The sequence below is a fragment of the Stenotrophomonas sp. PS02301 genome (assembly GCF_029959485.1).
In the GTDB taxonomy this organism is placed as follows: Bacteria; Pseudomonadota; Gammaproteobacteria; order Xanthomonadales; family Xanthomonadaceae; genus Stenotrophomonas; species Stenotrophomonas maltophilia_Z.
The window spans coordinates 1-25,062 of sequence record NZ_JASCOO010000063.1 but is presented as its reverse complement, the minus strand read 5'-3'; the positions used below and the strand labels follow the sequence as shown (position 1 = coordinate 25,062).

General features: G+C 66.2%; 16 protein-coding genes and 1 pseudogene. 10 read left to right on the top strand and 7 right to left on the bottom strand.

Annotation, left to right across the window (positions count from 1 at the left end; all coding sequences use genetic code 11):
- A partial coding sequence (locus QMX81_RS14730; protein WP_282262522.1) for a thioredoxin family protein occupies positions 1-1,062 on the bottom strand: 1,062 nt, incomplete at its 3' end.
- A gap of 239 nt (positions 1,063-1,301) precedes the next feature.
- Here QMX81_RS14730 and QMX81_RS14725 point away from each other — a divergent pair.
- Positions 1,302-1,958: a hypothetical protein gene (locus QMX81_RS14725; RefSeq protein WP_121036804.1), complete on the top strand. Its 657-nt coding sequence runs from the start codon at positions 1,302-1,304 to the stop codon at positions 1,956-1,958.
- A 6-nt stretch (positions 1,959-1,964) separates the two neighbouring features.
- On the opposite strand, the gene QMX81_RS14720 is transcribed toward QMX81_RS14725, so the two are convergent.
- Complete coding sequence (locus QMX81_RS14720; RefSeq protein WP_121036805.1) at positions 1,965-3,362, bottom strand: sensor histidine kinase; 1,398 nt, start codon at positions 3,360-3,362, stop codon at positions 1,965-1,967.
- The gene (locus tag QMX81_RS14715; RefSeq protein WP_282262518.1) at positions 3,355-4,029 is read right to left on the bottom strand and encodes a response regulator; all 675 of its coding nucleotides are present in this window, start codon (positions 4,027-4,029) and stop codon (positions 3,355-3,357) included. Before QMX81_RS14715 ends, QMX81_RS14720 begins: the two co-directional genes overlap by 8 nt.
- 62 nt (positions 4,030-4,091) lie before the next feature.
- Here QMX81_RS14715 and QMX81_RS14710 point away from each other — a divergent pair, with 62 nt between their 5' ends.
- The 4 genes from QMX81_RS14710 (at position 4,092) to QMX81_RS14695 (ending at position 10,445) form a co-directional block, all read left to right on the top strand.
- Positions 4,092-5,351: a TolC family protein gene (locus QMX81_RS14710; RefSeq protein WP_282262516.1), complete on the top strand. Its 1,260-nt coding sequence runs from the start codon at positions 4,092-4,094 to the stop codon at positions 5,349-5,351.
- Positions 5,348-6,526, top strand: coding sequence for an efflux RND transporter periplasmic adaptor subunit (locus tag QMX81_RS14705; RefSeq protein ID WP_121036808.1), 1,179 nt, complete (start codon positions 5,348-5,350; stop codon positions 6,524-6,526). The genes QMX81_RS14710 and QMX81_RS14705 overlap by 4 nt, the downstream gene beginning before the upstream one ends.
- A complete protein-coding gene (locus tag QMX81_RS14700; protein ID WP_121036809.1) occupies positions 6,523-9,627 on the top strand; it encodes a CusA/CzcA family heavy metal efflux RND transporter in 3,105 nt (1,034 codons plus the stop codon). Before QMX81_RS14705 ends, QMX81_RS14700 begins: the two co-directional genes overlap by 4 nt.
- A gap of 101 nt (positions 9,628-9,728) precedes the next feature.
- Positions 9,729-10,445 carry a hypothetical protein gene (locus QMX81_RS14695; RefSeq protein WP_259462070.1) on the top strand — a complete coding sequence of 239 codons (717 nt, stop codon included), beginning with the start codon at positions 9,729-9,731 and terminating at the stop codon, positions 10,443-10,445.
- Between the two features lie 8 nt (positions 10,446-10,453).
- Here the strand turns inward: QMX81_RS14695 and QMX81_RS14690 are convergent, their stop codons facing one another.
- Complete coding sequence (locus QMX81_RS14690) at positions 10,454-10,714, bottom strand: hypothetical protein (protein WP_121036810.1); 261 nt, start codon at positions 10,712-10,714, stop codon at positions 10,454-10,456.
- Positions 10,711-19,422, bottom strand: coding sequence for a glycoside hydrolase family 94 protein (locus QMX81_RS14685; protein WP_282262513.1), 8,712 nt, complete (start codon positions 19,420-19,422; stop codon positions 10,711-10,713). Before QMX81_RS14685 ends, QMX81_RS14690 begins: the two co-directional genes overlap by 4 nt.
- Positions 19,423-19,792: 370 nt before the next feature.
- On the opposite strand from QMX81_RS14685, the gene QMX81_RS14680 reads away from it, so the two are divergent.
- The 3 genes from QMX81_RS14680 (at position 19,793) to QMX81_RS14670 (ending at position 21,701) form a co-directional block, all read left to right on the top strand.
- Positions 19,793-19,951 carry a hypothetical protein gene (locus tag QMX81_RS14680; protein ID WP_183073620.1) on the top strand — a complete coding sequence of 53 codons (159 nt, stop codon included), beginning with the start codon at positions 19,793-19,795 and terminating at the stop codon, positions 19,949-19,951.
- Positions 19,952-20,040: 89 nt separating this feature from the next.
- Positions 20,041-20,706 (top strand): hypothetical protein, encoded by a 666-nt coding sequence (locus QMX81_RS14675; RefSeq protein WP_121036812.1) that lies wholly within the window; start codon positions 20,041-20,043, stop codon positions 20,704-20,706.
- A complete protein-coding gene (locus tag QMX81_RS14670; protein ID WP_121036813.1) occupies positions 20,703-21,701 on the top strand; it encodes a hypothetical protein in 999 nt (332 codons plus the stop codon). Before QMX81_RS14675 ends, QMX81_RS14670 begins: the two co-directional genes overlap by 4 nt.
- Positions 21,702-23,188: 1,487 nt before the next feature.
- Here the strand turns inward: QMX81_RS14670 and QMX81_RS14665 are convergent.
- Together QMX81_RS14665 and QMX81_RS14660 are read right to left on the bottom strand one after the other, a co-directional pair.
- Complete coding sequence (locus QMX81_RS14665; protein WP_282262512.1) at positions 23,189-23,554, bottom strand: hypothetical protein; 366 nt, start codon at positions 23,552-23,554, stop codon at positions 23,189-23,191.
- A 164-nt stretch (positions 23,555-23,718) separates the two neighbouring features.
- Entirely contained in the window at positions 23,719-24,336 is a 618-nt protein-coding gene (locus tag QMX81_RS14660) for a hypothetical protein (RefSeq protein ID WP_282262510.1), read from the bottom strand.
- 41 nt (positions 24,337-24,377) lie between these two features.
- Here QMX81_RS14660 and QMX81_RS14655 point away from each other — a divergent pair, with 41 nt between their 5' ends.
- Complete coding sequence (locus QMX81_RS14655) at positions 24,378-24,545, top strand: hypothetical protein (RefSeq protein WP_282262508.1); 168 nt, start codon at positions 24,378-24,380, stop codon at positions 24,543-24,545.
- A gap of 270 nt (positions 24,546-24,815) precedes the next feature.
- Positions 24,816-25,062 (top strand): annotated as a pseudogene (locus QMX81_RS14650) (replication initiation protein); the annotation flags it as partial.

Below are 25,062 nucleotides of genomic sequence, written 5' to 3'. Positions count from 1 at the left end.
GGGGGGGGGGGGGGGGGGGGGGGGGGGGGGGGGGGGGGGGGGCGCCCCGCCCCCCCCCCCGACGCGTTGCGTCGCCCTTGTCTTCAGCGCGGCCGGAATGGCCTGGTCGGGGTGCTGCTGGCGCTGCAGGGCGAGTTCGGTGATCACCGTGCCCAGCCGCGCATCGGCCTTGTCGCCGAGTGCGTGGTCGGCGGCATCCAGCGCCTTGAGCAGCTGCACTCCCAGCTGCTGCGCCTGTTCCGGCGTGGCACTGGCCAGCGCCACCAGGGCAGGGCCTTGGTAGCCGAGCAGGTCACGATTGGCCCGGACCTCCGCGGGTGCTGCAAGAACGGCATCGAGCAGGGTGCGGGTGCGGGTGCGTTGCGCCGGTGTGGGTGTCTTGTCCGGCTTGCCGGCGCCGAGCGCCAGTAACGCGAACCGCCGCTGCAGCGCAGGCTCGGGCGCCGCCTTGGCCAGTTGCTGCAGCAATGACGCTGCATCACGATCACCGGCGAGGCGATTGGCATCCACTTCCCAGCCGTAATCGCCGAGCACGCGCCAGTCGTCGGCGCTGACGTCCCCGGGTGTGCTCAGGGCGTGCTGCAGCACCTCGCTGACGGCCGTGCGGCGGCCGGCGGCCAGGGTGAGTGCGCGGGTCAGCGCTTCACTGTCGTTGCCACCGGCCAGGCGGGTGAGCTCGTTGCGCTCGGGGTCGAGCACGATCAGCGTCGGGTAGCCGCGCACGCCGAAGCGCTCGCCCCAGGCCTGCGCGCCTTCTTCGTCGCCATCCAGATAGACGGGCACGTACTGCCGGGTCAGCGCGATGAAGGCCGGATCCTTGAACAGCGTGGCCTTGAGCTGGTTGCAGGGCGGGCACCACACCGCGCCCCAGTACAGCAGCACCGGTTTGCCGCTGTCGCGCGCCTCGGCGAAGGCGTCGTCCACGTCGCCGTGGCGCCAGGCGATTTCATCGGCCTTGGCGGTCTCGGTGGTGGCCGCTTTCGGCGCGGGGGAGGGGGCGGGGGAGCAGGCGGGCAACAGGCTGACCACGCCGAGAAGACCAAGACAAAGAACACGCCGCATCGAGAGATCCATACGTATGAGAGCGCCGCGGACGCGGCATGTGACGAGTCTAGTCAGCGGCTGCAGTGCCGGGCGGGTCACGGTCATGCCGATTGCTCATGAGGCGTAGGGCGGCCGGGCATGTGGGGCAACGTTCCGCGGCAGCGTGAGGACGCCCGCCAGGCGGCAAGTGGCAGGCAATAGCCGCCGCGTTAACGAGGCAGTGGGCACGCTGGACACCCCTGTTCCCGGAGCCGCACATGGCCCTGAATCCACTTCCTGCACCGCCGGTTCTACTCGCGGCGCTTCTGCTGGCTTTGACGGGCTGCAGCAAACCACCGGCGGATGCGCAGCGCGCCCCCACTGCGCCGGACGCCGCCTCACCAGCGGCCGCTGCAGCCGCGCCTGCCTATGCTGAAGGGGCGGGCGGCATCGCCGTTCGCCCGGTGCGCGGCGTGCAGGTGGTGCAGGATTTCCAGCGTGACTACCTCGCCTCGCCCACGTGGAAGCTGTTCGCGCCGCCTGGGAGCGTCGGTACGCCGCTGGTCGCCCTGGTGTTGGATGGCTCGGACAGTGTGACCGCCGGCGAGCTGCGGATCGGCCGCAGCGACGACGCAACGGCGGTCAAGGCCTGTCTGGAGACGCCGGCCGAAGCGACCGCGCCCGCGGCACCGGCCACGGTCGATATCGGCGGCGTGCCGTTCACCCACGCCACGGTGGGCGATGCGGCCATGAGCCATTACGTCAACGCCGAGAGCTACCGCGCAGTGCACAACGGCGCCTGTTATGCGATCGATCTGGTCGTCGCCGGCACGCGCCCGGAGGTGTATGACCCGCCGCGCACGCCGCCATTCACCCACCAAGAGGCCGCATCGCGCTTGGCGGAGGCCCTCAAGGCGGTGTACTGGCTGCCGTGATGTGTTTCAGCCCGCCCGCGATGGAAATGCAAGCATGACCTGGGCGCCGCCCAGCGGTGAACCGCCGATGGTGAGCGTGGCACGGTGCCGTCCGGCGATCTCGGCCACGATGGCCAGGCCCAGCCCGCAGCCATCCCCATGGGCATCCCCGCGCCAGAACCGCTCGGTGACACGGCTGCGCAGTGACGGATCGATCCCGGCGCCGTTGTCGTTGACGCTGAGCCGCGTCTCGCCGCGGGTGGCCTCCACGCTGACCGTGATCACGCCGTCCAGTGCGCCGTAACGCAGGGCGTTGTCGACCAGGTTGCTGATCGCCTCGCGCAGCAATTGGGGCTCGCCCATCACCATGACACCGGCATCGGGACCTTCGTAGCCGAGGTCGACGTTGGCAATCACCGCGCGGTCCATCAGCCGCTCCAGTTCATCGCGTGCGAGCTCGGCCAGATCCACCGGACGCATGGTCAGCATCGCGCCGGCGCTGTCTTCAGAGCGGCTGAGGATCAGCAGTTGGTGGGTCAGATGGCGCAGACGTGTCAATCCGCGCAGCAATCCGGCCAGCGCGTCACGCTGCGCAGCAGGATCCTGCTCGCGCAGCGCACTCTCCAGTTCGATCTGCAGCCCGGCCAGCGGCGTGCGCAGTTGGTGTGCGGCGTTGCTGATGAAGCGCTGCTGGGCGTCCTGCATCGCTGACAGGCGGCTCACCAGCTGGTTGAAGGCATCCACCGCCGGCCACAGCTCGCGTGGCGCGGCGTCGCGCGGCTCCAGCGGGGTCAGGGCATCCAGCGGTGCGCTGGCCAGCCGTCGCGCCGCGCCGTTGGTATGCCGCGCCGCCGCGCCTGTGCCGGACCACGCCAGCCACGCCGCGAGCAGCAGGATCGTGCCCTGCAGCGGAATGCTTGCCAGCAGCAGTCGATGCTCCAGCCGAAGGCGCTTGGTGCGGGTCTCGGCCACGCGGATCACAATCGGGGTGGCCGAACCCGGCGGGGTCATCGCGACCTGCACCACGCGCACGTCGCGGGCATCGATCACCGCGTCATAGTAGCTGCGCGCAGGGCTGTCATCGGCGTCCTCGGCCAGCGCGGCGGTGGCGGTCGGCAGCGCCCCGGTACCGTAGAGCCGCGTGCCATCGGCGCGGGTCACGTCGCCATATATCCGATCCACCGTGTCCCAGGTGAACATGCGCGAGACGGCGGGGGAGATCTCCATGTGGGCGGTGTCGCCGCGCACCTCGATCAACTGTGCCAGCGACATCGCCGAATCCAGCAGCCAGCGGTCGTACACCTGTTCGGCGTAATGCCGCGCCAATACGAACGCGCCCACCGCACTGGCCAGCAGCAGCACCAGCAGCGGCAGCCACAAGCGCCGCAGCAGGACGCCGCGCAGGCTGTACGGCGCATCAGCCATCACTGGCTTCCAGGCGGTAGCCAAGACCACGGAGCATGCGGATGCCGATCTTGGCATCGGCCGATTGCAGCTTGCGGCGCAGGCGGCTGATGTGGACTTCGATCACCGACAGGCTGGCCTCGTGGTCCCAGCTGTAGACCGCATCGAACAGGCGCTGCTTGGCCACGATGCGCCCCGGCTGCTGCAGCAGGATCTCCATCAGGGCCAGCTCGCGTGCGGTGAGTTCCAGCGGTTGATCACCAACACGAAGTTCGCGGGTGCCGGTATCCAGGCGCAGTGCGCCCAGCTGGCGCAGGGCAGGGGCGGTGGACTGGCGACGGGCGAGCGCACGCAGGCGCGCTTCGAGTTCGCCGAGGGCGAAGGGTTTGGCAAGGTAGTCATCGCCGCCACCATCCAAGCCGCGGATGCGGTCCTCCACGCCGTCGCGGGCGGTGAGAATCAGCACCGGCACGGTAAAGCCGTCCTGCCGCAGCCGCGCCAGCAGATCCAATCCATCGATGTCGGGCAAGGAAAGATCCAGCACCACCAGGTCATAGCTGACGCTGGCCAGCGCCGACGGCGCGGCCAGGCCACGGGCGAGATGATCGCAGGCATGACCGGCGCGGGTGAGTGCGCGCACCAGGCCATCGGCCATCGCGGCATCGTCTTCAATCAGCAGAATGCGCATTGCAAGGTTGACGCAAGGTTCGGGAAAGTTTGACGAAAGCGCTGCACCTTACCGTGTCCGCAATGAATACCACCACCCGCTGTGCCGCCCTGATGGTCGCACTTCTGATAGCGCCGGGCACCGCTTCGGCACTGACGCTGGCCCAGGCGGAACAGGCCATGGCAGCGCACAACCCGGATCTGCTCGCGGCAGCGATCGAGCTGCGCGGCACGCAGGGCGATGCCTTGAGTGCGTCGCGACGCCCCAGCCCGGAGCTGAGCGTGGGCACCTCCAAGATCAGCCGGCAGGAGGGCATCGGCCCGGGCCGATGGAAAGACAAGCGCGTGGATTCCACACTCGGCCTGGGCTGGACCTGGGAGCGCGGTGGCAAGCGCGGTTGGCGCATGCGTCAGGCCGACGCCTTGGTCGAGGCGGCCAACCTCAGCCTGCTCGACGGACGACGCCAACAGCAGGTCGCGCTCACCGAGGCGTACTTCGGGTTGAAGGCTGCGCAGGAACTGCAACGCATCGCGGCGGAGGACCGGCGCGCGTCGGCGGAGAGCCTGGCCGCAGCGGACAAGCAGGTGGCGACCGGCGCCATGGCCCCGATCGAGCGCTCGCGATTGGCGGTGGATGACCTCAAGGTGGCCGATGCCGCCCGTGAGGCCGAGCGTGGCCTTCGCGAGGCACGGCATGCGCTTGCGCTGCTGCTGGGCAATGACATCGATGCTGCGCTCAGCGCCGACGATGCGTGGCCGCGCGCGGGCTCGAGCGCGACACCCGCGACACCCGCACCGACCGCATTGGAGGATCGCGTTGATCTGCGAGCTGCCCAAGCGCGGGTGATCGCGGCGGACGCGGCACGTGCACTGGCACGCAGTGAACGCCGGCGCGACGTGCAGTTCGGCATCGAAGCCGAGCGCGAGCCCGCCGATATCGGCGGGGTGACCTGGGGCGTTTCGATGAGCGTACCGCTGGGCGGTGCCAAGCGCTGGCGGGGCGAGCAGCAACGAGCGGAGGCGGACTACGAGGCCGCCGTCCTGGAACGGCAGCAGTTGCGGCGTGCAGCCACCGCCGAACTGGATCAGCTGCAGCACGCACTGGCCGCCGCCGCACAACGCCGCACCGAGTACGAACAGCTGCAGGGACCGGCGGCCAGGCAAAGCCTGGACGGCCTGGAACTGGCCTATCGCCGCGGCGCTGCCACCTTGACCGATCTGCTGGACGCACGGCGCAGCTGGCGCGAGTTCGAATCCGATCTGATCGATGCGCGGTTGGCGCATGCCTCCGCCCTGGCGCGCTGGAACGCCGCCGTTACTGCTTCCGAAGGACTCCCCCGATGATGTACTCCCGCACCGCCGGCTCGGCCCGGCTGCTTTCGCTGCTCGTGGCCGCCGTGCTGGCCGGTGGCTGCGCGCGCGACGCCGGACCTGTGGCCGTGCCGGCCCCGACGGTCGAGGGGGCCACCATCCGCTTCGCTGCCGACAGCCCGCAACTGAAGGTGCTGCGAAGCGAAGAAGTGACCGATGGCTCGGCCTCGGTCCTGCAGCTGCCGGCGCGCATTACCTGGGATGACACGCGTTCCAGCATGCTGCGCTCGCCGCTGCCGGGCCAGGTGGCGCGTATCGAGGCGGCGCCCGGCCAGAAGATCAAGGCCGGCCAGGTGCTGGCGTGGGTGACCTCGCCTGAGTTCGGGCAGGTGCAGGCCGAGGGCGCACGTGGCGCCGCCGAGCTGCGTCAGGCACGCAACGAACTGGCCCGCGTCCGCGAACTGCACGAGGCCGGCGTCGCCTCGGGGCGCGAACTGGACGAAGCCGAATCCGCGCTGGCGGCCAACGAGGCCGAGCATGCCCGCCTGCAGGCGCTGACGCGTGGTTTTGGCAGCAGCCGCAGCATCGACCAGCGCATGCCGCTACGCTCGCCGATCGACGGCATCCTGGTCGAGCGTCGGATGAGCCCGGGCATGAGCGTGTCGCCGGAGGCCGAGCTGCCGCTGGCGGTGGTGAGCGATCCAGACCGGCTGTGGCTGATCGTCGATGTTCCCGAGGCGCTTGCGGGGCGCCTCAAGCCAGGGATGGCCGTGAGCCTCACGCCGGGCCAAGGCGAAGCAGCGCACGCCGTACTCGGCCATGTCGATGACTACATCGACACCGAGCGCCACGTGGTGCAGGCGCGTGCAGAGCTGGACAACCGTGAGCGCCGCTTCAAGGCGGGTCAGTACGTACGGGCTGCGATCACGGTGCCGATGGACGGTGGCGTATCGCTGCCGGAGGGGGCAGTGCTGCTGCTCGGGCGTGAGCAGGTGGTGTTCGTCGACGAGGGCAAGGGCCGGTTCGCGCGGCGCTCCGTGCAGGCCGAGGAGTTGGGCCAAGGGCGCTTGTGGGTGGGGCAGGGGCTGGCCGCCGGCGCGCGCGTGGTTGTGGACGGCGGTCTGCTGCTGCAGCAGGTGCTCGATCAAAACGTTGGCAGCGCTGAGTCACCCGCCGGTGGTGCGGCGGCAGCCAAGGCTGCCCCATGATCGATCGTCTGATTGCGTACTGCCTGCGTCAGCCGTTGATGGTGATGCTGGCGCTGCTGATCTTCATCGGCGCCTCGTTCGCCGCGTTCCGCGAGCTGCCGGTGGAAGCCTTCCCGGACGTCTCCGATACCCAGGTCACCGTGGTGACGCTGCACCCTGGGCGCGCGGCCGAAGAAGTTGAGCGCGAAGTCACGATGCCGCTGGAGGTGGCGCTGTCCGGTATCCCGCACTCGGTGCGCGTGTTCTCGCACACCCAGTTCGGGCTGTCGATGATCATCCTGACCTTCGATGACGGCGCCGACGACTATTTCGCGCGCGCCCAGGTAATGGAGCGCCTGCAGGGGGTGGACCTGCCCGACGGTGTGCAGCCGGAGATGGAGGCGATGAGTTCGGCGGTGGGCGAGATCTACCGCTATGTCCTGCACGCGCCACACATGAGCTCCACTGAGCTGCGCACCGTGCAGGAATGGGTCATGGAGCGGCGCCTGCGTACGGTGCCGGGCGTGGCCGACGTGGTCAGTTTTGGCGGCTATGCACGGACCTTCCAGGTGGAGCCGGACCTGGGCAAGCTGCGTGACCGCGGGATCAGCCTGGAGGAATTTGCCGAGGCGCTGGAGCGGGGTAGTGCGAACGCCGGCGGCGGCTATGTAGAACGTGGGCAGCAGCAGTATCTGATCCGTGGTGTTGGGCTGATGCGTTCGCCGGCCGATATCGGCACCGTTGTGGTGGGGGAGCGGCAAGGCACACCGGTGCTGGTGCGCGACCTCGCCCGCATCGTCGATACCGGCCTGCCGCGGCAGGGCCTGGTTGGCCAGGATGACAACGACGACGCCGTGTTCGGCATGGTGCTGATGCGCAAGGGCGAGAACCCGTCCCTGGTGCTGGATGCCTTGCATGCGCGCGTGGCCGAGATCGAGGCCACTCACCTGCCGGACGGGGTCACGCTTGAACCGTTCTACGACCGTTCCTGGCTGGTCTCGACCACCCTGAAGACGGTGTTCCGCAACCTGGTGGAGGGTGCGGTGCTGGTGTTCCTGGTGCTGTGGCTGTTCCTCTACAACGCCCGTGCGGCGTTGATCGTGGCAGCGATGATGCCGCTGGCCTTGCTGTCGACCTTCCTCGGCCTGCACCTGTGGGGCGTGCCGGCCAATCTGCTCTCACTGGGCGCGATGGACTTCGGCATCATCATCGATGGTGCGGTGATCGTGACCGAGCACATCGTCTCGCGCATGTCGAAGATGCCGCCCGGCAGCACCCGGCGCGAGCGCATGGCGACGGTGTTGTCAGCCGCGTCGGAGGTGGGGCGGCCGACCTTCTTCTCGATGCTGATCATCATCGCCGCGCACATCCCGATCTTTACCCTGCAGCGCCAGGAAGGCCGGATGTTCGCCCCCATGGCCTATTCGGTGACGTCGGCGCTGATCGGCGCACTGATCCTTGCCCTGACCGTGGTGCCGCTGCTGTGCTTCTGGTGGCTGCGGCGCGAGCGGTTGAAAGGCGAGAACCCGGTGATGAACCGGCTGGTCGGCTGGTACCGCCCGTGGCTGGAGGGGGCGATGGCGCGGCCCCGTGCGGTGGTGCTTGCGGCAGTGGCCATGTTGGTGGTGACGCTGGCGTTGGGCACGCGGTTGGGGTCGGAATTCCTGCCCGAACTGGACGAAGGCTCGATCTGGCTGACCGCCACACTCGACCCCAGCACCAGCCTGGCCGAGGCGCAGGCCCAATCCCGGCGCATCCGTGACCTGGTGCGGACCCTGCCCGAGGTTTCGACGGTGGTGGCCAAGCTGGGTCGCCCCGAGGATGGCTCCGATGCCAAGGGCGCCAACCAGATCGAAGCGCTGGTTGCGCTCAGGCCCGAGTCCGAGTGGACCCGAAAGATCGACAAGCGCGAGCTGGTGGCGCAGATGCAGCGCATTCTGGAAGCGCGTATTCCCGGCCCCGAGTTCTCGATCTCCCAGCCGGTGCGCGACAACATCCTGGAGAGTATTTCCCAAATCAAGGGCCAGGTGGTGATCAAGGTCAGTGGCGAGGATCTGGACGTGCTGACCGGCCAGGCCCAGGCGATCCTGGCGCAGGTGAAGGGCGTGGACGGCGTGGAGAGCGCTTTCATCGACCGCGACGGCAGCCTGCCGCAGCTGCGCATCGATATCGATCGCGACCGCGCGGCGCGCTACGGCCTCAACGTGCAGGATATCGATGCCGTGATCGAGACCGCCATCGGCGGCCGCGAGGTCGGCCAACTGTGGGAGGGCGAGCGCCAGTTCCCGATCAGCCTGCGCCTGTCCGATGCCGACCGCGATCTGCAGCGCCTGCGCACCGTGCCGGTGGGGACGGCCTCAGGCCAGACAGTGACGCTGGGCGATGTAGCGGACTTCAACATGGCCAGCGGCGCGATCAACATCTCGCGTGAGAACGCCCAGCGCGTCAAAGCCGTGAGCATCTTCATCGCCGGCCGCGACATGGGCAGCGTCGTTGCCGATATGCGCAAGCAGGTGGATGCCACCATTCAATTGCCAGAAGGCTACCGCATCGACTGGTCCGGCGAGTTCGAGAACCAGCAGCGCGCCATGGCTCGCCTGGGCTGGGTGGTGCCCCTGTCGGTGCTGATCATCTTCGTGCTGCTGTTTGATGCCTTCAAGGACGTCACCAGCGCCGCGCTGATCCTGGCCAACGTTCCGCTGGCGATGATCGGCGGCATCCTGGCGCTGCTGCTGACCGGGATTCCGTTGTCGGTGTCGGCGGCGATCGGCTTCATTGCGTTGTTCGGGCAAGCGGTGCTCAACGGCGTGATCATGCTGACGCGCTTCGGGCAATTGCGCGAGCAGGGCATGGTGCTCTACGACGCCGTGGTGCAGGGCGCACTGCAGCGCCTGCGCACGGTGCTGATGACGGCGCTGTTGGCGATGTTCGGGTTGCTGCCGATGGCGACGTCGCATGCGATTGGCGCTGAGACCCAGAAGCCGCTGGCGGTGGTGGTGATTGGCGGGCTGCTCTCGGCGATGTTGCTAACCCTGCTGGTACTGCCGACGCTGTACTACTGGGTGCATCGCCGGCGGGAGCAGCGGCGGGGCGGGGTGGGGGCGGAGGCCGAAGCGGTGTAAAAGGCGCTGGCCGGCTGGCTGGGTAGGGCGCGGAGGCGTCGTTGCCCGGCCGGCGGTATGATCTGCGATCGCACGGAGAGCGGAGCTGATCAGGAATGGAGATGACCACGAACGCCGCAGCGCCTGGCGCACCTGAACCACGCGAAGCTTCTGCCCCTGGAATGGAGCTCAGTTTCTCCTGGTTACACGACAACGTTGCGGCCTACGTTGCCCGTCGCCGGGAGGCGAAGCCGTCGCGCGTGGAGCGCGCCTCCCTCTGGATCGGCTTGGGTGCGGCAGGCGTGGGGCTGCTCGCCGCTGCGTTGAGCCCACGCTTCATCGCTCCGCAGCCAGCGGCAATCACGTCATCCATCTGTCTGGTGGTAGAGCTGGCGGGGTTTGCCGTCCATCTGATCCTCACGGCAAAGCGTGAACTACCCCAGCTTCTCAGACTGCGGCGCTCGCACGCAGTAGAAATGGATGTCGATTTCGCCTACTGGCGCCGCCTTGTGGGTCAACTTCGGGCGTTCCCGAGCGAGCACTGCGAGGAAATGCTGCGATTCTCGAGTGGACTGCGCCAGCGCATGGATGAGCGCATGGGGTTTGCGTTTGGAGGTATTCAACGTCTCGGCATCTTCCCGGTCCTGGTTGCGCTCTATCTACAGTTCCGCAACTGGACCTGGGGAGACTGGGCTACAGCGTTCGATGTGAATCCAGTTGCGGGCCTGATCATCTGGATGATGGTGCTGCTTTACGCGGCTGGCTGGATGTTGATCGGGCTTCGAACCCGGCTGGATACGTACGTCAGCCTGCTTGAAGCTGCACTGCAGAAGCGGTGACGAAGCCATCACTCTCCTGGCTCGCCCGGCGGCACGCTTTCATCGCGTTCGTGCCATGGCGGCAACTCCAGCCCATGGCCCTTGAGCATGGCCTGTATACACGCACGCGCATGGTCCCTCTCCGCATTCGCGCATTGGTCGAGAATCTCGCCAGTCAGCTGTTCAAACTGCGGCCAGAACTGCGCCGGGTGGCGCACGCGCGCCACCCAGTGGTCCAGCTTGTCGGCCAGGGCATCGAGCTGCACCTGTATGTCGGGACGAACGTTCATCCCGGAGGTGCACCCAGATCAAGCGCGACACGGTAGTAATGACCGTCGTCGCGGAGCAGGACGTTGAGGTCCGGCTGCAGGACGTCATCCACATGCAGCGTCGGCTGGCCCTGCGCCGTGCGGGTCACCACGAACTCATACAGGCTGCGCCCGAAGCGGTAGCTCAGTTCGAAGGACGGCCAGTGATCGGGCAGGCACGGTTCAAGCGACAGACGATCGCCGTCGCGACGGATGCCGAGCAGGGATTCCACCAGCAGGCGATACATCCAGCCGGCCGAGCCGGTGTACCACGTCCAGCCGCCACGCCCGACATGCGGCGACACGGCGTAGACATCGGCGGCCAACACATAGGGTTCGACGCGGTAGGTCTGGACCGCCGCCGGGTCCAGTGCGTGGTTGAGGGGGTTGATCATGCCGGCCAGCTCCCACGCACGTACCGCATCGCCCTGCTGTGCGAATGCCATCGCCGCCCACACCGCCGCGTGGGTGTACTGGCCGCCATTCTCGCGCACGCCGGGTACGTAACCCCGAATGTAACCGGGGTCCTCCGTGGTCTGGTCGAAGGGCGGGTCGAGGAGCTGGATCAGCTTGGCGTCCTTTCGCACCAGATGCGTGTACAGCGAATCCAGTGCTTGGCTGGCACGCTCAGGCGCGGCAACGCCCGACAGCACCGACCAGCTCTGGGAGATCGAGTCGATGCGGCATTCCTGGTTTTGTGACGAGCCCAACATGGCGCCGTTGTCGAACCAGGCACGGCGATACCATGCCCCGTCCCAGGCATGCTGCTCCAGGTTCTGACGCAGGCGTTCGGCCTGTTCTTCGCACCATTGCGCACGGGCGGCATCGCCGCGCGCGTTGGCCAGCCCGACGAAGCGGCGAAGCGTGTCATGCAGGAAGAACCCGAGCCAGACACTTTCACCGCGCTGTTGGTCGCCGACGCGGTTCATGCCGTCGTTCCAATCGCCGCTGCCCATCAACGGAAGCCCGCGTTCGCCGAGCAGCCGGCACCCGCGTTCCAGCGCGACGACGCAGTGCGCATAGAGTGTGCCGCGCTGTGCCGAAAGGGTGGGCATGTCGTAGTAGCCTTCCTCTTCCGGGGTCACCGCGCGCCCCTCGATGTAGCCGACCACTTCGTTCAGCACGCTGGCGTCGCCGGTGACCTCCAGGTAGCGGCATGCGCCCTGGGGCAACCACAGATAATCGTCCGAGCAGCGGGTGCGCACGCCGCGACCTTGCGGCGGGTGCCACCAGTGCATCACATCGCCTTCGGTGAACTGGTGTGCCGCGCAGAGCAGCAGGTGTTCGCGGGTCAGGTCCGGGCGCGCGTGTACGAGGGCGAGCGCGTCCTGCAGCTGGTCACGGAAGCCGAACGCGCCGCCGGATTGATAGTAGCCACTGCGTGCCAGGTAGCGGCAGCCCAAGGTCTGGTAGACCAGCCAGCCATTGGCCAGTGCGTCGAACGCCGGGTCCGGCGTGCGGACCTGCACCGTGGCCAGGACGTTGCGCCAGTGGATGCGCACGGCGTCCAGCGCATCGATGGCTTCCTGGTTGCCCTGGCGGCTTCGTGCCAACGCCAGCGTTTCCTCGCGGTCGCGCCCCGCGCCAAGGCGGAACGTGGTTTCACTGCGGTCGCCCGGCGCCAGCTCCAGCGGCACCTGGATCGCCGCGCAGGGATCCATGCCCGCACCGGCCCGTGCATCCAGACGCTCGCGACGCAGCGCCGCAGGTGCGTGCAGGCCACCGTTGCGGCCGATGAACTCCAGGCGATCACAGGTCCAGCCGCAGCCCTCGGCATCGGTGTCGAAGAAGGCCATCCGGCCGCCGAACTCGGTGCTGTAACTGTTGCGCGCCATCAGCGCCCCGGTCTGCGGGTCGCGTTCGGTGACCACATGCATGCGCGACTTCGGGCGCAGGTCACCCATGACCCATTCCACGTAGCCGATGGCCGACAGCCGCCGTGGCCGGCCCGAGAGGTTGTGCAACCGCAGGACCGAGAACTTCAGCGGGGCGGTGACGTCGACGAACACCCACAACTCACTGACGATGCCGTCATCGATGTGCTCGTAGACGGTGTAGCCGAATCCATGGCGCGTCCGGTACGCCCCGGTGCCCCGGCACGGCAGCGGCATCGGCGACCAGACACGGCCAGTGTCCTCGTCGCGCACGTAGAAGGCTTCGCCGCCGGTGTCGGACACCGGATCGTTGAGCCAGGGCGTCAAGCGGAATTCATGTGCATTTTCGAACCACGTATAGCCCGGTGCGCTCTCGCTGACGACCGTGCCCAGACGGGCGTTCGCGATCACGTTCGCCCACGGCGCCGGGGTCGGGGCACCCTCGCGCACCACCACCACGTATTCGCGGCCGTCCTCGCTGAAACTGCCGGTGCCGTTGTCGAACAGGCCGGCGCCGCGGTACGGAAGGAACGGCCACGGGTCGTCCACCTCTTCGTCGTGCTCAACGCCCGGGGGCCGTCCGGGTTCGGGCCCGGGGTCGGCGACGATGGCCAGCCCGGGCGTCTCTTCCATAGCCAGGGCCAGCTCCTGCTGCTCCGCCTGCGGCACCAGGGCCGGAATCCGTCGCACAGGCAGCGGCTGGCGCCCCACCTGCGCCGCCAGCGTGCCGTCCTCGTCGCTGAGCACCACCCGTGCCACGGCCTGCAGCAGAACGCGGTCCTCGTGGCTCATGTTCTGCACCGGCCGCACGAAAATGCCGCCGGGGCGATCGAGCAGGCCGGTCTCCGAACTGGCCGCCACCATGCCCAGGATCTGGTCCTGCAGTTCCTGCCGATAGCCGGCCTTGCTGTCGTTCCAGATGACCAGGTCGGTGTTGAGTCCCTTCTGGCGCCAATACGCATGCGCCTGCACCAGCTGCCTGACCAGTTCTATGTTCTCCGCGTCGGTGACTTTGAGCAGGACGATGGGGAGGTCGCCCGAGATGGCATGGCCCCACAGCCCGGATTGTCCGCGCTGGTTCTGCTGCAGGACGGCGTCGCCCGCGCGCAGCAGCGGATTGGCATACAGCACGTGGCTGGCCAGGCGCTCGTACAACGATGCCTCGGCCTGGCTGGCGTTGATCTGCCGGCGCACCACCTGGCTGTGTGTCCAGGACAGGTCGAAGACACGGTCCGCCAGGCGACGATCACGGTATTTGTCGACCATCGCCTCGCACCCGGAGCGGTCGGCGCCAATGCCATACACCATGTCCAGCTGCACGGTCTGCTCGGGCTCCAGCACCACCCGCACGCGGATGGCCACGATCGGGTCGAGCACCGAGCCGTCCGTGCCGGAGAGGTCGGTATCGGTGGTCAACGCCTGTGGCGTCCGCGGCGTGTTGCCACGGCCCAGGAAGCGCGCACGGTCGGTTTCGTACGAGATCGATACCACCTCGGCGTCATGCACGGCGACCAGATGGAACATCCACGGTGGCACTTCGTCGTGCGAACGTGGCCGGCGCGTGCAGAGCACGGCCTGCTTGGCTGCCAGGATCTCGCTCTGTACGAAGAGGTTGCTGAAGGCCGGGTGCGCATCGTCGGAGGCTGCGGGCGCCAGCACCACTTCGGCATAGGTGGTGATCTCCACCGTGCGCTGGCGACGGCCGCGGTTGGTCAGGCGCAGGCGCCTGAGCTCGATGTCGTCCTCGGCGGAAATGGCGACCTGCAGATGACTCTCGCAGCCGCGGCGGGCACCACGGAACTCTGCCTTGGCGTCGGAGAAGATCGCCTCGTAATGGTCCAGCGGCACGCAGGTGGGCTGGTAGGCGGCAGACCAGAACTCGCCGCTGTCCACGTCGCGCAGGTAGCAGAACGTGCCCCAGGCATCGGTGGTGCCGTCTTCGCGCCAGCGGGTGAGTGACAGGTCGCCGTGGCGGCTGTACCCGCCGCCGGCATGGGTCAGCATCCCGTGGTAGCGCCCATTGGAGAGCAACTGCACTTCCGGGCGCGGGCCAGCCGGGTCGCGCAGGACGCGCAGGGAGGTCTCGTGCTCGGCCATGGCCGAGTGCTCGCCCAGGGCTTCGACCTCATGCGGATGGAACACGCCGATGCGCGGGATGCGTTCCTGCAGCAGCAGCAAGGTGGCCTGGAACTCGGTATCGGCAACGAAACGGCGCTGCATCGGCTGGTCGCGCAACAGGTAATCCAGCGACAGCAGGCCCATACCCTGGTGGTGGGCCATGAACGAGCGCAGCAGCACGTGATCCTGCCCCGGCGGTAGCCGGGCGGGGGTGTAGTCGATCGCTTCGTACATGCCAAAGCGCCCGGAGAACCCCAACCCTTCGAGTGCCTGGAGGTTCTGGCACGCCGCCTCTGGCGCCACCATCAGCGCCATCATGCTGGCATAGGGCGCGATGACCCGATCCTGACCGAGGCCGCGCTTGAGCCCCAACCCGGGCACGCCGAACGCGCGGTACTGGTAGTTCAGGCGGGCATCGACCGCGTTATAGCCGGACTCGGACACGCCCCACGGCAGGTTCAAGGTACGGCCGTAGACGATCTGTGCCTCGACCGCATGCCGCGCAGTCTGGTCGAGCAGCGTATCCGGATAGCTGGGCATCACCAGCTGCGGCATGAGGTACTCGAACATCGAGCCACTCCACGACAACAGCGTCGGGGTGCCGTTGACCTCGGTGAGCATCCGCCCGAGCGCGAACCAGCTCTCCTGTGACAACTGGCCCTGGGCGATGGCGACGAAGGCGCACAGCCGCGCTTCGGACGCCAGCAAGTCGTAGAAGCTGTTGTCGAGGCGATGGTCGTCGACGTTGTAGCCGATCGAGAGCAGGTTGCGGGTGCGGTAGAACAGGAACCCGTATTCCATCAGCGAGAACTGCCCGGCGCGGTGCGCCAGCGCCTGCAGCTGCTCGATGCGCGCGCGCGCGTCCGCACCGGCGGAACCGGGCAGGGCGGCCAGCTGGCGCAGGCTGGGCACCGGCGCCTCATCGTCCGCGCCGGCATCGGCCGGGAGGTTGGCAAGTGTTGCGTGGGCGGCATGGCATTCGGCAGCGAACAGGGCCGGCCAGTGCAGCGCACCTTCCTCGGGCGACTCCGGTGCCGGCCATTGCGCCAGTACGGCGTCGGCCAGACCGGCCAGCTCCTGCAACCGGGCGAGCAGCTGCGCCGTGCCACGGGGTGGATCGGTACGCGTTGAGGCCAGGCGCTGGCGAAGGTGGTTGAGTGCCTCGCCCAGTGGCGCGTCAGCAGGGCGATAGCGATGCCGTTCTTCTTCCAGCACGCCGAGCGTATCGGCCAGGCCGTCGAAGGTATGTGGCGCCAGCACTGGCGCATCCACCAGCGCGAGGAGGCCTTGGCGCAGCGTCAGCAGGTGGCCGGCCAGGTTGCCGCTGTCCACGGTGGAGACGTAGCGCGGCTGCAGCGGCGCCAGGGTTTCGGTGTCGTACCAGTTCAGGAAGTGGCCGCGGTGTCGCGGCAGCTGGTCCAGCGTATCGAACGTGAGCGCGGTACGTTCCGCGACTGCGCCCTGCTGCAGCCAGCCGAAATCCCACGCAGACAGATTGGCCAGCAGCGACAGGCCGATGTTGGTCGGCGAGGTGCGCCGCGCCACCACCAGGGTTGGATGCTCCTGGATGTTATCTGGCGGCAGCCAATGATCCTGCTCGCGCACCCACGCCTGGAAGAACGACCAGGTGCGCCGCGCCAGCCGGCCCAGGAATGCCCGATGTGTCACGGAAAGTTCGGCCACGCTTGCGGCCGGCGGCCGGCCCAGCCACGCCATCAAGGCGGGGGCGAAGACCCACGCCAACAGCAGGGGCAGGGCGACAGGCAGCGCCTGCGGAGCCACGCTGGCCACAACGGCCGCCAGCGCAATTGCCAGCAACGATGCCGGCGCCATCACCCGCCATTCCGCGCCGCGGTCGCTGCCGAGGCGGCGTTCGACTTCGCTGGAGGGGTTCCATTGCAGCAGGTGGCGGCGGGTGACGGTCATGCGCCAGAGCGTGCGCAGCACCGCCCCACCGGCCAGCAACGCTTCGTAGGGCAGACACGCGACCTGGGTGGCCGCGCGCAGCAACGACTGCAGCGTGCCGCGCCCGACCATGATGTAGTGCGCTTCCAGCGGGGTGTCGTCCGGAACGCTCAGCGCATCGCGCAGCATGCCGATCAACGGCGGCGCGAACCACAGTGCCAGCACCCATGCCGTCCACGCAGCCGGGCTTTCGGCATACAGCCAACCCGCCACCAGCAAGGCCAAGGCAGCGATCGGCACCAGGCTCCGGCGCAGGTTGTCCAGCAACTTGCCGCGCGACAGCAGGCTGAGCCGGTTGCGTTCCCAGCCCGATCCCGGGCGCGGTGTCCACGGCATCAACCAGGGCAGCAGCTGCCAGTCGCCGCGGATCCAACGCGCACGGCGCTTGGCATCGGCGGCGTAGCGTTCGGGATAGTCCTCGTACAGGCGCACATCGCTGACCAGGCCGGCGCGTGCATAGCAGCCTTCCAGCAGATCGTGGCTGAGGATGCGGTTCTCGGGCAGGCGGCCTTCGAGCGCATGCTCGAACGCTTCGACGTCATAAATGCCCTTGCCGACGAACGAGCCTTCGTCGAACAGGTCCTGGTAGACATCCGAGACCATGCGGGAGTACGGATCGATGCCGGGCTCGCTGCCGAACATCCTGGCAAACCGCGAGGTGCGGCGCGTGCCGAGACTGGTGCCGACGCTGGGCTGCAGGATGCCGTAGCCCTCCACTACGCGTCGCAGCGCAGGATCGAAGCGCGGGCGGTTGAGCGGGTGCGCCAGGGTGGCGACGAAGGCGCGTGCGGCATCCCGCGGAAGCTGCGTGTCCGAATCCAGGGTGATGACGTAGCGGACACCGATCAGGGCCGCCGTGTCACCGACGGTGCGCATGAACGCGGCCGCATTGCCCTGGCGGAGCAGGGCATTGAGGGCTGCCAGCTTGCCGCGCTTGCGCTCGTGCCCCATCCACACCCCTTCGCCCGGGTTCCATTGCCTGGGGCGGTGCAGCAGGTAGAAGCGATCGCCGCGCTCGGCCGCGTAACGACTGTTCAATTCCTCGATGCGCTCCACGGCATGCGCGAGCAGGGTGTCGTCCGTCGGCGTCTCGGCGGCCGCGGCGTCGAGAAAGTCCGTCAGCAGCACAAAGCGCAGCTGAGGATCGCGGTTGGCCAGGAAGCGGACCTCCAGCGCTTCGGTCAGGACATCGATGCCGTCGATGCTGGAGAGCATGGACGGCACCGCAACCACGGTGGAGCAGGCGGCAGGAATACCCTCGCTGAAATCGAGCTTGGGCAGCGGCCTGGGCGTGACCAGTACCGTCGCCGTCCAGTTCACCAGGACGATGCCCAGCTCGCTGAATACCAGCAGCCCGAACAGCGCGGCCAGCCACACGGGCACCGCGCCACTGCCCGAGGCCAGCAGGCCAGCGGTCGCCACCACCGCCAGCAGGGCGATCGGCAGCAGGTACAGGGCAAGCGGCACGCGATGCGCCAGTCGCCTGGCCTTGCGGTGGCGGGGTGCCGCCTCGGCCACGGCATCAACGGTGGCCGTGGCGCCTTCGCCCACGAGCCAATAGCCCACATGCGTACGTGGCCCATCGTGCGGCGCAGCCGCGCGTGCCAGATCCAGCGCGATGGTCGCAACGCGTTCTTCCGCAACGCGGCTGCCGCGCGCGATCTTCTCCACGACATGGCGATAGGCATCGCGGGTGCCGAAATCCATCTGCGGATAGACGGCCATCGGGTCTTCCCGCAGCCGCTGCTCGACCACACTCATGTCTTCGACAAAGGTGCGCCAATCCATGGTGGAGAGGAATCGCAGGCTGCCGATGCTGTTGCCGATGGAGACCTGATCGGCCGCCTGCTGCTGCCCCTCGGCGGCGACCAGTTCGTCGATGCGCTGCCCAGCCGCCGCGGCCCACTGTTCCAGCCAGGCGACGGGCATGGCCCACGCGCCGCCGCGCCCCTGCAGCGACCGGGTCAGCTCGGCGATGAAGGCGCCAGTCAAGGGTGGCTCGGAGCGTGCCATGTCCGCCACCACGAGCACGACATCGGTCGGGGTGTCGGACGCCGCGCGATTGAGACTGTCCGCCCATTGGGCAGCCAGGCCACGGTCCGTCCCGTCGCGCATCACCCGCGCCGCCATGCGCCGCAGATTCTCCAGCAGGGCCAGGCGCAGCATGATCGGAACGGCCCACAGTTCGCCCAGGCTCAGCGGCGCGAGCGACTGGTACGAGGCGATGAAGCGGCCCAGCGTATCCCCATCAATGCGGCCATCGCCGTGCGCGATCGCCTGCATCGACAGCTCATACACGCGCGGCAACCCGGCCGAGGGGCCGGCGACCAGCGAAGGCAACTGCCGGCTGTAGCCGCGCGGCAGGTGGCGTCGCGCGGTCTGGATCTGTTCTTCGATCAGGTAGTAGTTGTCGAGCAGCCATTCCCCGGCCGGGGTCACCGGCCGCTGTTCGCGCACTACGTTGCTGAGCAACGTGTTGGCATCTTCCAGGACACGTTCGTTGGCCTGCAGGCGATCGAGCAGGCGCTCTGCGCCAGGTCGCATCCGCACCCGATGCTGGCGCGCCAGTGCGCGGCCGTACACCTCCATCTGTTCAACGCTGTACAGCGCGGCACGCAGGGGGACCTCGGTGGCTTCAATGGCCGGAACCGAGGCCTGGCGCTCACGCCAGCGCCAACGGACAAGACGACGCAGGCGGAGCCAACGACCAAAAAGACGACGAAAGTGGGGCATGGTTTACCGAGGGGGGCAGGTCGCGGCCTTCATAGTTGCATTCGGGGTGGCGTGGTAGTTGTGAAGGTCGGGTGGGGTTGGCGGGGTTGGTCGGAGCCATGACACGCCGACGCCGCGCACGCATGGGCTTATTCGTAGTGCGGAATAACCGGCGCAAGGCGCCCATTATCCTCACGTGGAAGTGATGCCCATCTGCTCAGCGCAAGGAGCGTGGCCTGCTATTGATGCGATGGCTGTCGGACGCCCAAAACCAGCATTGGTTCGGACTACCAATATCGCTACTGGCAAGACAGTATTGCCAACGCGAGTTTCAATGATGTATACAAGCTGAACCTCGGTAATTCTGCCGGGGCAAACAAAGGAATGACGAATGGACGCACTGACTATTGGCTTGCAGGCTCTTGAAGCAGCAATGCATGCAGGGACCGTTGTTGTCGGCAGCATTGACCAGCTGGCGCAGGCCGTGACGCCTATGGCGGGGCCGGAGCTTCCGGAGGCGACGTGCGATATCAGTGAGTGCACCTGGTAATCAGCACCTTGGCTCCCGGCCCATGGCTGGGAGCCTCTGCGCGTTAAAGGCGTAGTACCAGTAGTACCAAATGCGAAGGAGCGCACTTTATGGAGTTGATTCGGTCGCTGACCATGTCCGGCGCAAGCGGCGAGCCGGTGTTGATAGTGCTTCCGAGCACTGAGATTGCGATCAATGAAGCAGTGCAGTACGCCCAAATCCATGAGATGGCTATCATTGGCGAGGCGCGGCTGGTGCCCTCAGCCATGCGCCCTGCAACGTATTTTGCTAGCTGCAGTGAGGCACGCAACGCTGGGCGGCGGCCGGCCAGCGCATTCCTCTTCACCGATCAGTTCGTCGATGCGCCTGAGAGCAGCCTTCTGGTAGGTGCCGGTGACCGCACTGAGTATCTAGGCACCACCGAGCTGATCGCTCTTGGCAGCTACGGTCTCCAGCTGCAGATCTGGACCGAGCAGGGCTTTCGCCTGATCGCTGGAGATGCTGCCACTTCGTTTGACGGCGTGGTACTCGCGCTGCAAGCGTATTACATCGCTTGCGACAGACTCGGTACCGCATGGCTTGTGCGCACACGACAGGAGCGGCGACGGCCAGAGGTGCGTCGGGCTAATGCTGTGCGTCGTATCCGCGGATACGAATCTTCGCTGATGCAGGAACTCGGTGGCGCGCCCATGTCCAACGCTGCTCATGGCCTTCTGCAGCGCTTGGGAGTATTGCGAACTGAGCTGTTGCGCTCGAGCAAGGAGATGGGCCCATGACCCCCACTCTCGCACGCATCCTGGCGCGCGCAACGCGCTGTCTTCGTTGGACAGACCGCAGATTGATCTGGGTCGAGTCCCTCTTGGAAAGCCGACTGGGCGATATTGAGATTGATAGACTCCGACAGGCGTGCAAAGAGTCCGGCGAGAACCTGGGGCGCTTCTATCACTGGAAAGTCGAGCAACTCGCATTGATCAGCTGTATGCGCGGCCTGAGTCGAGATGAATTCCTCAGACTGGTGTCCGCTGCAGACTGCAGCGATTACAGGCCACTTGACGATTCGCTGGCAGATGACGGACGCGGATTGGTGCTCGCAATCCCACATCATGGTCACTTCGTGCTCTCCATCATTGCCGCTGCGGAACGGCTTCGACAGAACCGCAGGGTCAGCATCTTCTACGAATCCCCTGCGGCTCAGAGCAGCAACGCCATTTTTGATGCGGCACACGGCTGTTTGTTTGGAGAGGGGGGGGCGGTATCCATCATTCACAACACACGCGCAGGATTAATCCAGGCAATTCGAGAGCTGCGGGCCGGACAGGTGGTGATCATCATGCCTGACGTCTACAGAAACCAGGAAGAGACGTGGCAGATTCCGTTTTGCGGGGGACACCGCAATGCAATGTTGGGCACTGCTGTCCTGTCCCGCCGTACCGGAGCAAAGGTCGTTCCGATGGTGTCGAGAGTCGGGGCGTCACTGTTTGACTTCGCGACCCAATTTGGCACGCTTCCGATGCCAGTGGATCCTCCGTCGGATCCCGTCACCGAGGTTTATTCGGACTACACCGTAACGGCAGCGATCTTTGCGTCAATGGAAATGGCGATGCTAGACCAGCTCTACGCATGGCAGTACACGCGGGGCCATCGTCGTGGGGTACATCAGCAGCATGGATCCAGCCCGAACCTGACCGAGCTTCTGGCACTTGGCGAACTGATGCTTCACGACCCCAGGCTCCAGCCGAGTCCCACTGCTGCCTTTTCACTCACCACTTGACGGCGAACACGGGCGATCAGGAAAGTGTCCGCAATTCGGCCGGAGGGGCCTTGCACGCGCTCACGGTTTCGAAGATAGGGATCGATATCAGCCTTTCAGAGCATGGGTCAGTTTTCGTGATGCTCACGGTGGACAGATCAGAGGGTAGAAATTGGCTTCCTGCCGCTATGTGCTTTACCGGCTTCATGGAGTAGGGCGGCTGATGACGCGCGACGTGGCGCTGCAGTGGACGGTGATTGAGCGGGGCACATCAGCCGCCGTCGCCGTTCTGGCTACATTCCTTCTGCTGTTGCTGATTTATAAGCTCTCTCCATTTCCCGCTCTGGCAGAGTCGCCGAGTCGAATGTCAGTTCGCCTGATGCCGCGGCCGCTCCAGGTGCCGGAGGCTATACCGGCACCCAGCCCCCGTGGAGTCGCCCATCCACGGTCGACGCGCCCGGCGACAGCGCAGCCCTCTGCCAAGGCAAAGCCCAAGGGAGCGGCCCCCGACACGCTCAGAGGCCGCCCTGAAGCGCATTCTTCGCCAGAGGTGACCTTGGCGAGTCCCTCGGCCAACTCAGGTGTCGTCGGCAGCAGCATCAGCCCAGCTGGGCCGGACACATGGAGTAGTCTCCCGTCGAAAGGAGCGCACGTTTCATTTCAACGCGATTTTTTGCGGAGAGACGCTCCAACATTGAAGGAGCTGCCTGCGGGGCGTTTCCGGATGAAACGAGAGATTACGCCTCAAGACATCGTAAAAGGTGCATCCCAAGTGCTGGGATTCTGGCCGCCAGGCTATACCGATGACCCGTGCGGGGGCATACGTCGATCAGTACAGCAGTTGTATATGGCGACCACACCCAGAGAAAAGACGCAGCTCGCAGACGCGGTGCGTTTGCGACAGATGTACTGCCAGTAGCTTTTTGCTCTATAGCGCTGGCACATGGCACACGCATCCCGCAGCGGTTGCTCGATGGCGTTAGTTTTCCCAATTTTTTTCACCAGATTAGGCCAATAAAATCAGTTGGTTGGCGGAACTATGCATCGCGCGTACGACATCAGTGGCTGTCGTATCAGGCCGCGTCGGGGACTGGCGTCAGAGGCGTAGTCTTCAGCCAATACAGGGAGCCTGACCGGTGCCAAGCTGCCAAGGATTACCGGGATGCCGTGTATCGTGCCGGTGGCCGCAGACGTTCGTTTGAGCTTAGTCGGCAGCTGGACGATAAGGGCTATGCCGCCTGCAAGTGACGGGGTGTAGGGGCGATGCCCCTACGGAGGTCAACAACTACGACCTTGACCATCTGGCGCAAGGCCCCAGCCTCGGCCTTGCGCCGGGACGCAAACCCGGCAACACGTTCCGGCGTCATCCGGTCGCCGTCAGGACTGAGTAGGTAGTTGCCTCTGACGCTCCAGCCCGCGAAGGGGCCGGTCAGGTCCTGGCACATGCATCAATGCTCGCAGGAGCCTCAGCAGGCCTAACTGGTACCTCACCGCTGCTGCCATCTGCGTTACATAATATACATTCCTGCCTTAGCCGAACCCGTCGAAGCCGTTGCAGCAGTAAGCTTCGCGCTAACTCCGAACACGCACAACAGTAGAGCAGTGGTGAACGCCAAGCGCTTCGCCAGTGCTGCCCACGCCTTGCCCGCCTTCCCGTCCGCTCGCACGGCCTTGATCGCCACGAGCCATTGAACGGGATCATCGCCAGCCATCTCTGCAAGCTCCGCAATGTTGTCCTCGCTGGGGTAGCTATCCCCATGCCGCCATTGACTAACAACTTGACGGTTAGTGCCCATGTGTTGCGCTAACGCATTGTCGGAACTGATGTTTTTCCTAGCCCGCGCCTTATCCAGCAGGGTTGCCACGATGCTCATGTCATGTACTCGCTTGACAGGTGTCCGGTAATCAGCTTACATCTCGCCCGTCATGTATCCACATGACACCCCGTCCCGGTCCCCCTAGGCCGTGGCGGGGTACTAGGGGCTGGGGGAGGGGGTATGGCATGGCACCGGTGTGCGCGGTTCAAGTTTCCTCCGGCTCACTTGGTGACCGATTCAATCCTTTTCGTGATCACGCCAGCAAGCGCATCAACGCCATCGCAAAGGCGAGCCGCGTTGTCCAACATCCAGTCGTAATGATCGCAGTTCCCCCGAGCCAGCTGTTCGGGCGCGGCCTTCAAAGCGAGAAACTCCGTGGCCACGGCGGAGAGCGCAAACGCCAAGAATTCCACTTTCGCAGCAGCGCCCTCCAATTCGCGGTCCGCATCGACTGTGGTCAAGTCGAGCTTAATTCCTCCGCATCTCGACTCAATTGCGATAGCCACAACTCTTGCTGCGTCCCTCCCAACCTTACCTGCTTTGTCCAGTTCCAAAAAACGTCCGGCGAACAGCTTCAACGATCCGGCTTGGAGGCTCATAACCCGCAACTGCCTTGTTTCGGCCGCGTATTTGGCATCCCTTTGCGCCTTGCCCTCACGGTAAGTGAGAGTGCAAGCGGCAATGCCGATAACCCACGTGCCGAATGCAGCCACCCAGTCCGCTCTGCTGCCAGCTTCTGCACCAAGCAAAGTCCAGGTGACTATCGATCCAGCAAGAAAACTCAGCGCTATGAAAGCGGGAAAGTTCCTCTTGTATTCCTCCGACGTAACTTCACTCATGCGCGCCCCCGTGGCGTCTCCGTAGATATCGGAATTCTCGCATGAGCGCCGTCGTCTGCATCGTCTCACTGATTGGGGCTTGCATCTGCCTCGCCCTTGGCCTTCTGCGCATTGCCTCGTGGGTGATCGACCGCAGGGAAGAGCAGGGGACCAAGGCAATCCGTGACGCCGCATTTGTGGCCCAGGCACGTGCCGAGGTGGGCCAGTGATCTTCCTGATCCCTCTGCTTCTGTGGGCACTGCTCATGTACATCAGGTACATGCGTACCGGCCGGGGTCCGTTCGAATGATCATGTCCCCCGCAGAGATGCTGCCGTTCTTCGTCGGTCTCGTAGCGATCTTCTTCGTCGGCTTCTTGCTGCAAAGGCGCAAGAAATGAGCGGCCATTGCAACTTCTGCAGCGAGCCGACCGTGTACTTCTTCGCAGGCGGTCTTTGTGCTGCCTGCACCGGCAAGAACGCCCGCATCAAGCTGGAAGGGATGAAGCCTGCGCCGCGTCCTGAGCTTGCCGCATTCGATGACGCCATCGGCGTGATGCACGCCTCTGCACGCCGCACCGAGATGGCCTCAGAGGCCATGCAACGCAATAAGCGCGCATCGGGTGCTTCGCTTAAATCGTACCTCGCAGCGGCACCGATCGCGTTGACCCCGGAGGGCCAGCGCGAAGCGCTGGCCCTTGGGCTTGTCCATTACAAAACAAGTGACACCGCGTCGAAGACCGGTCGTC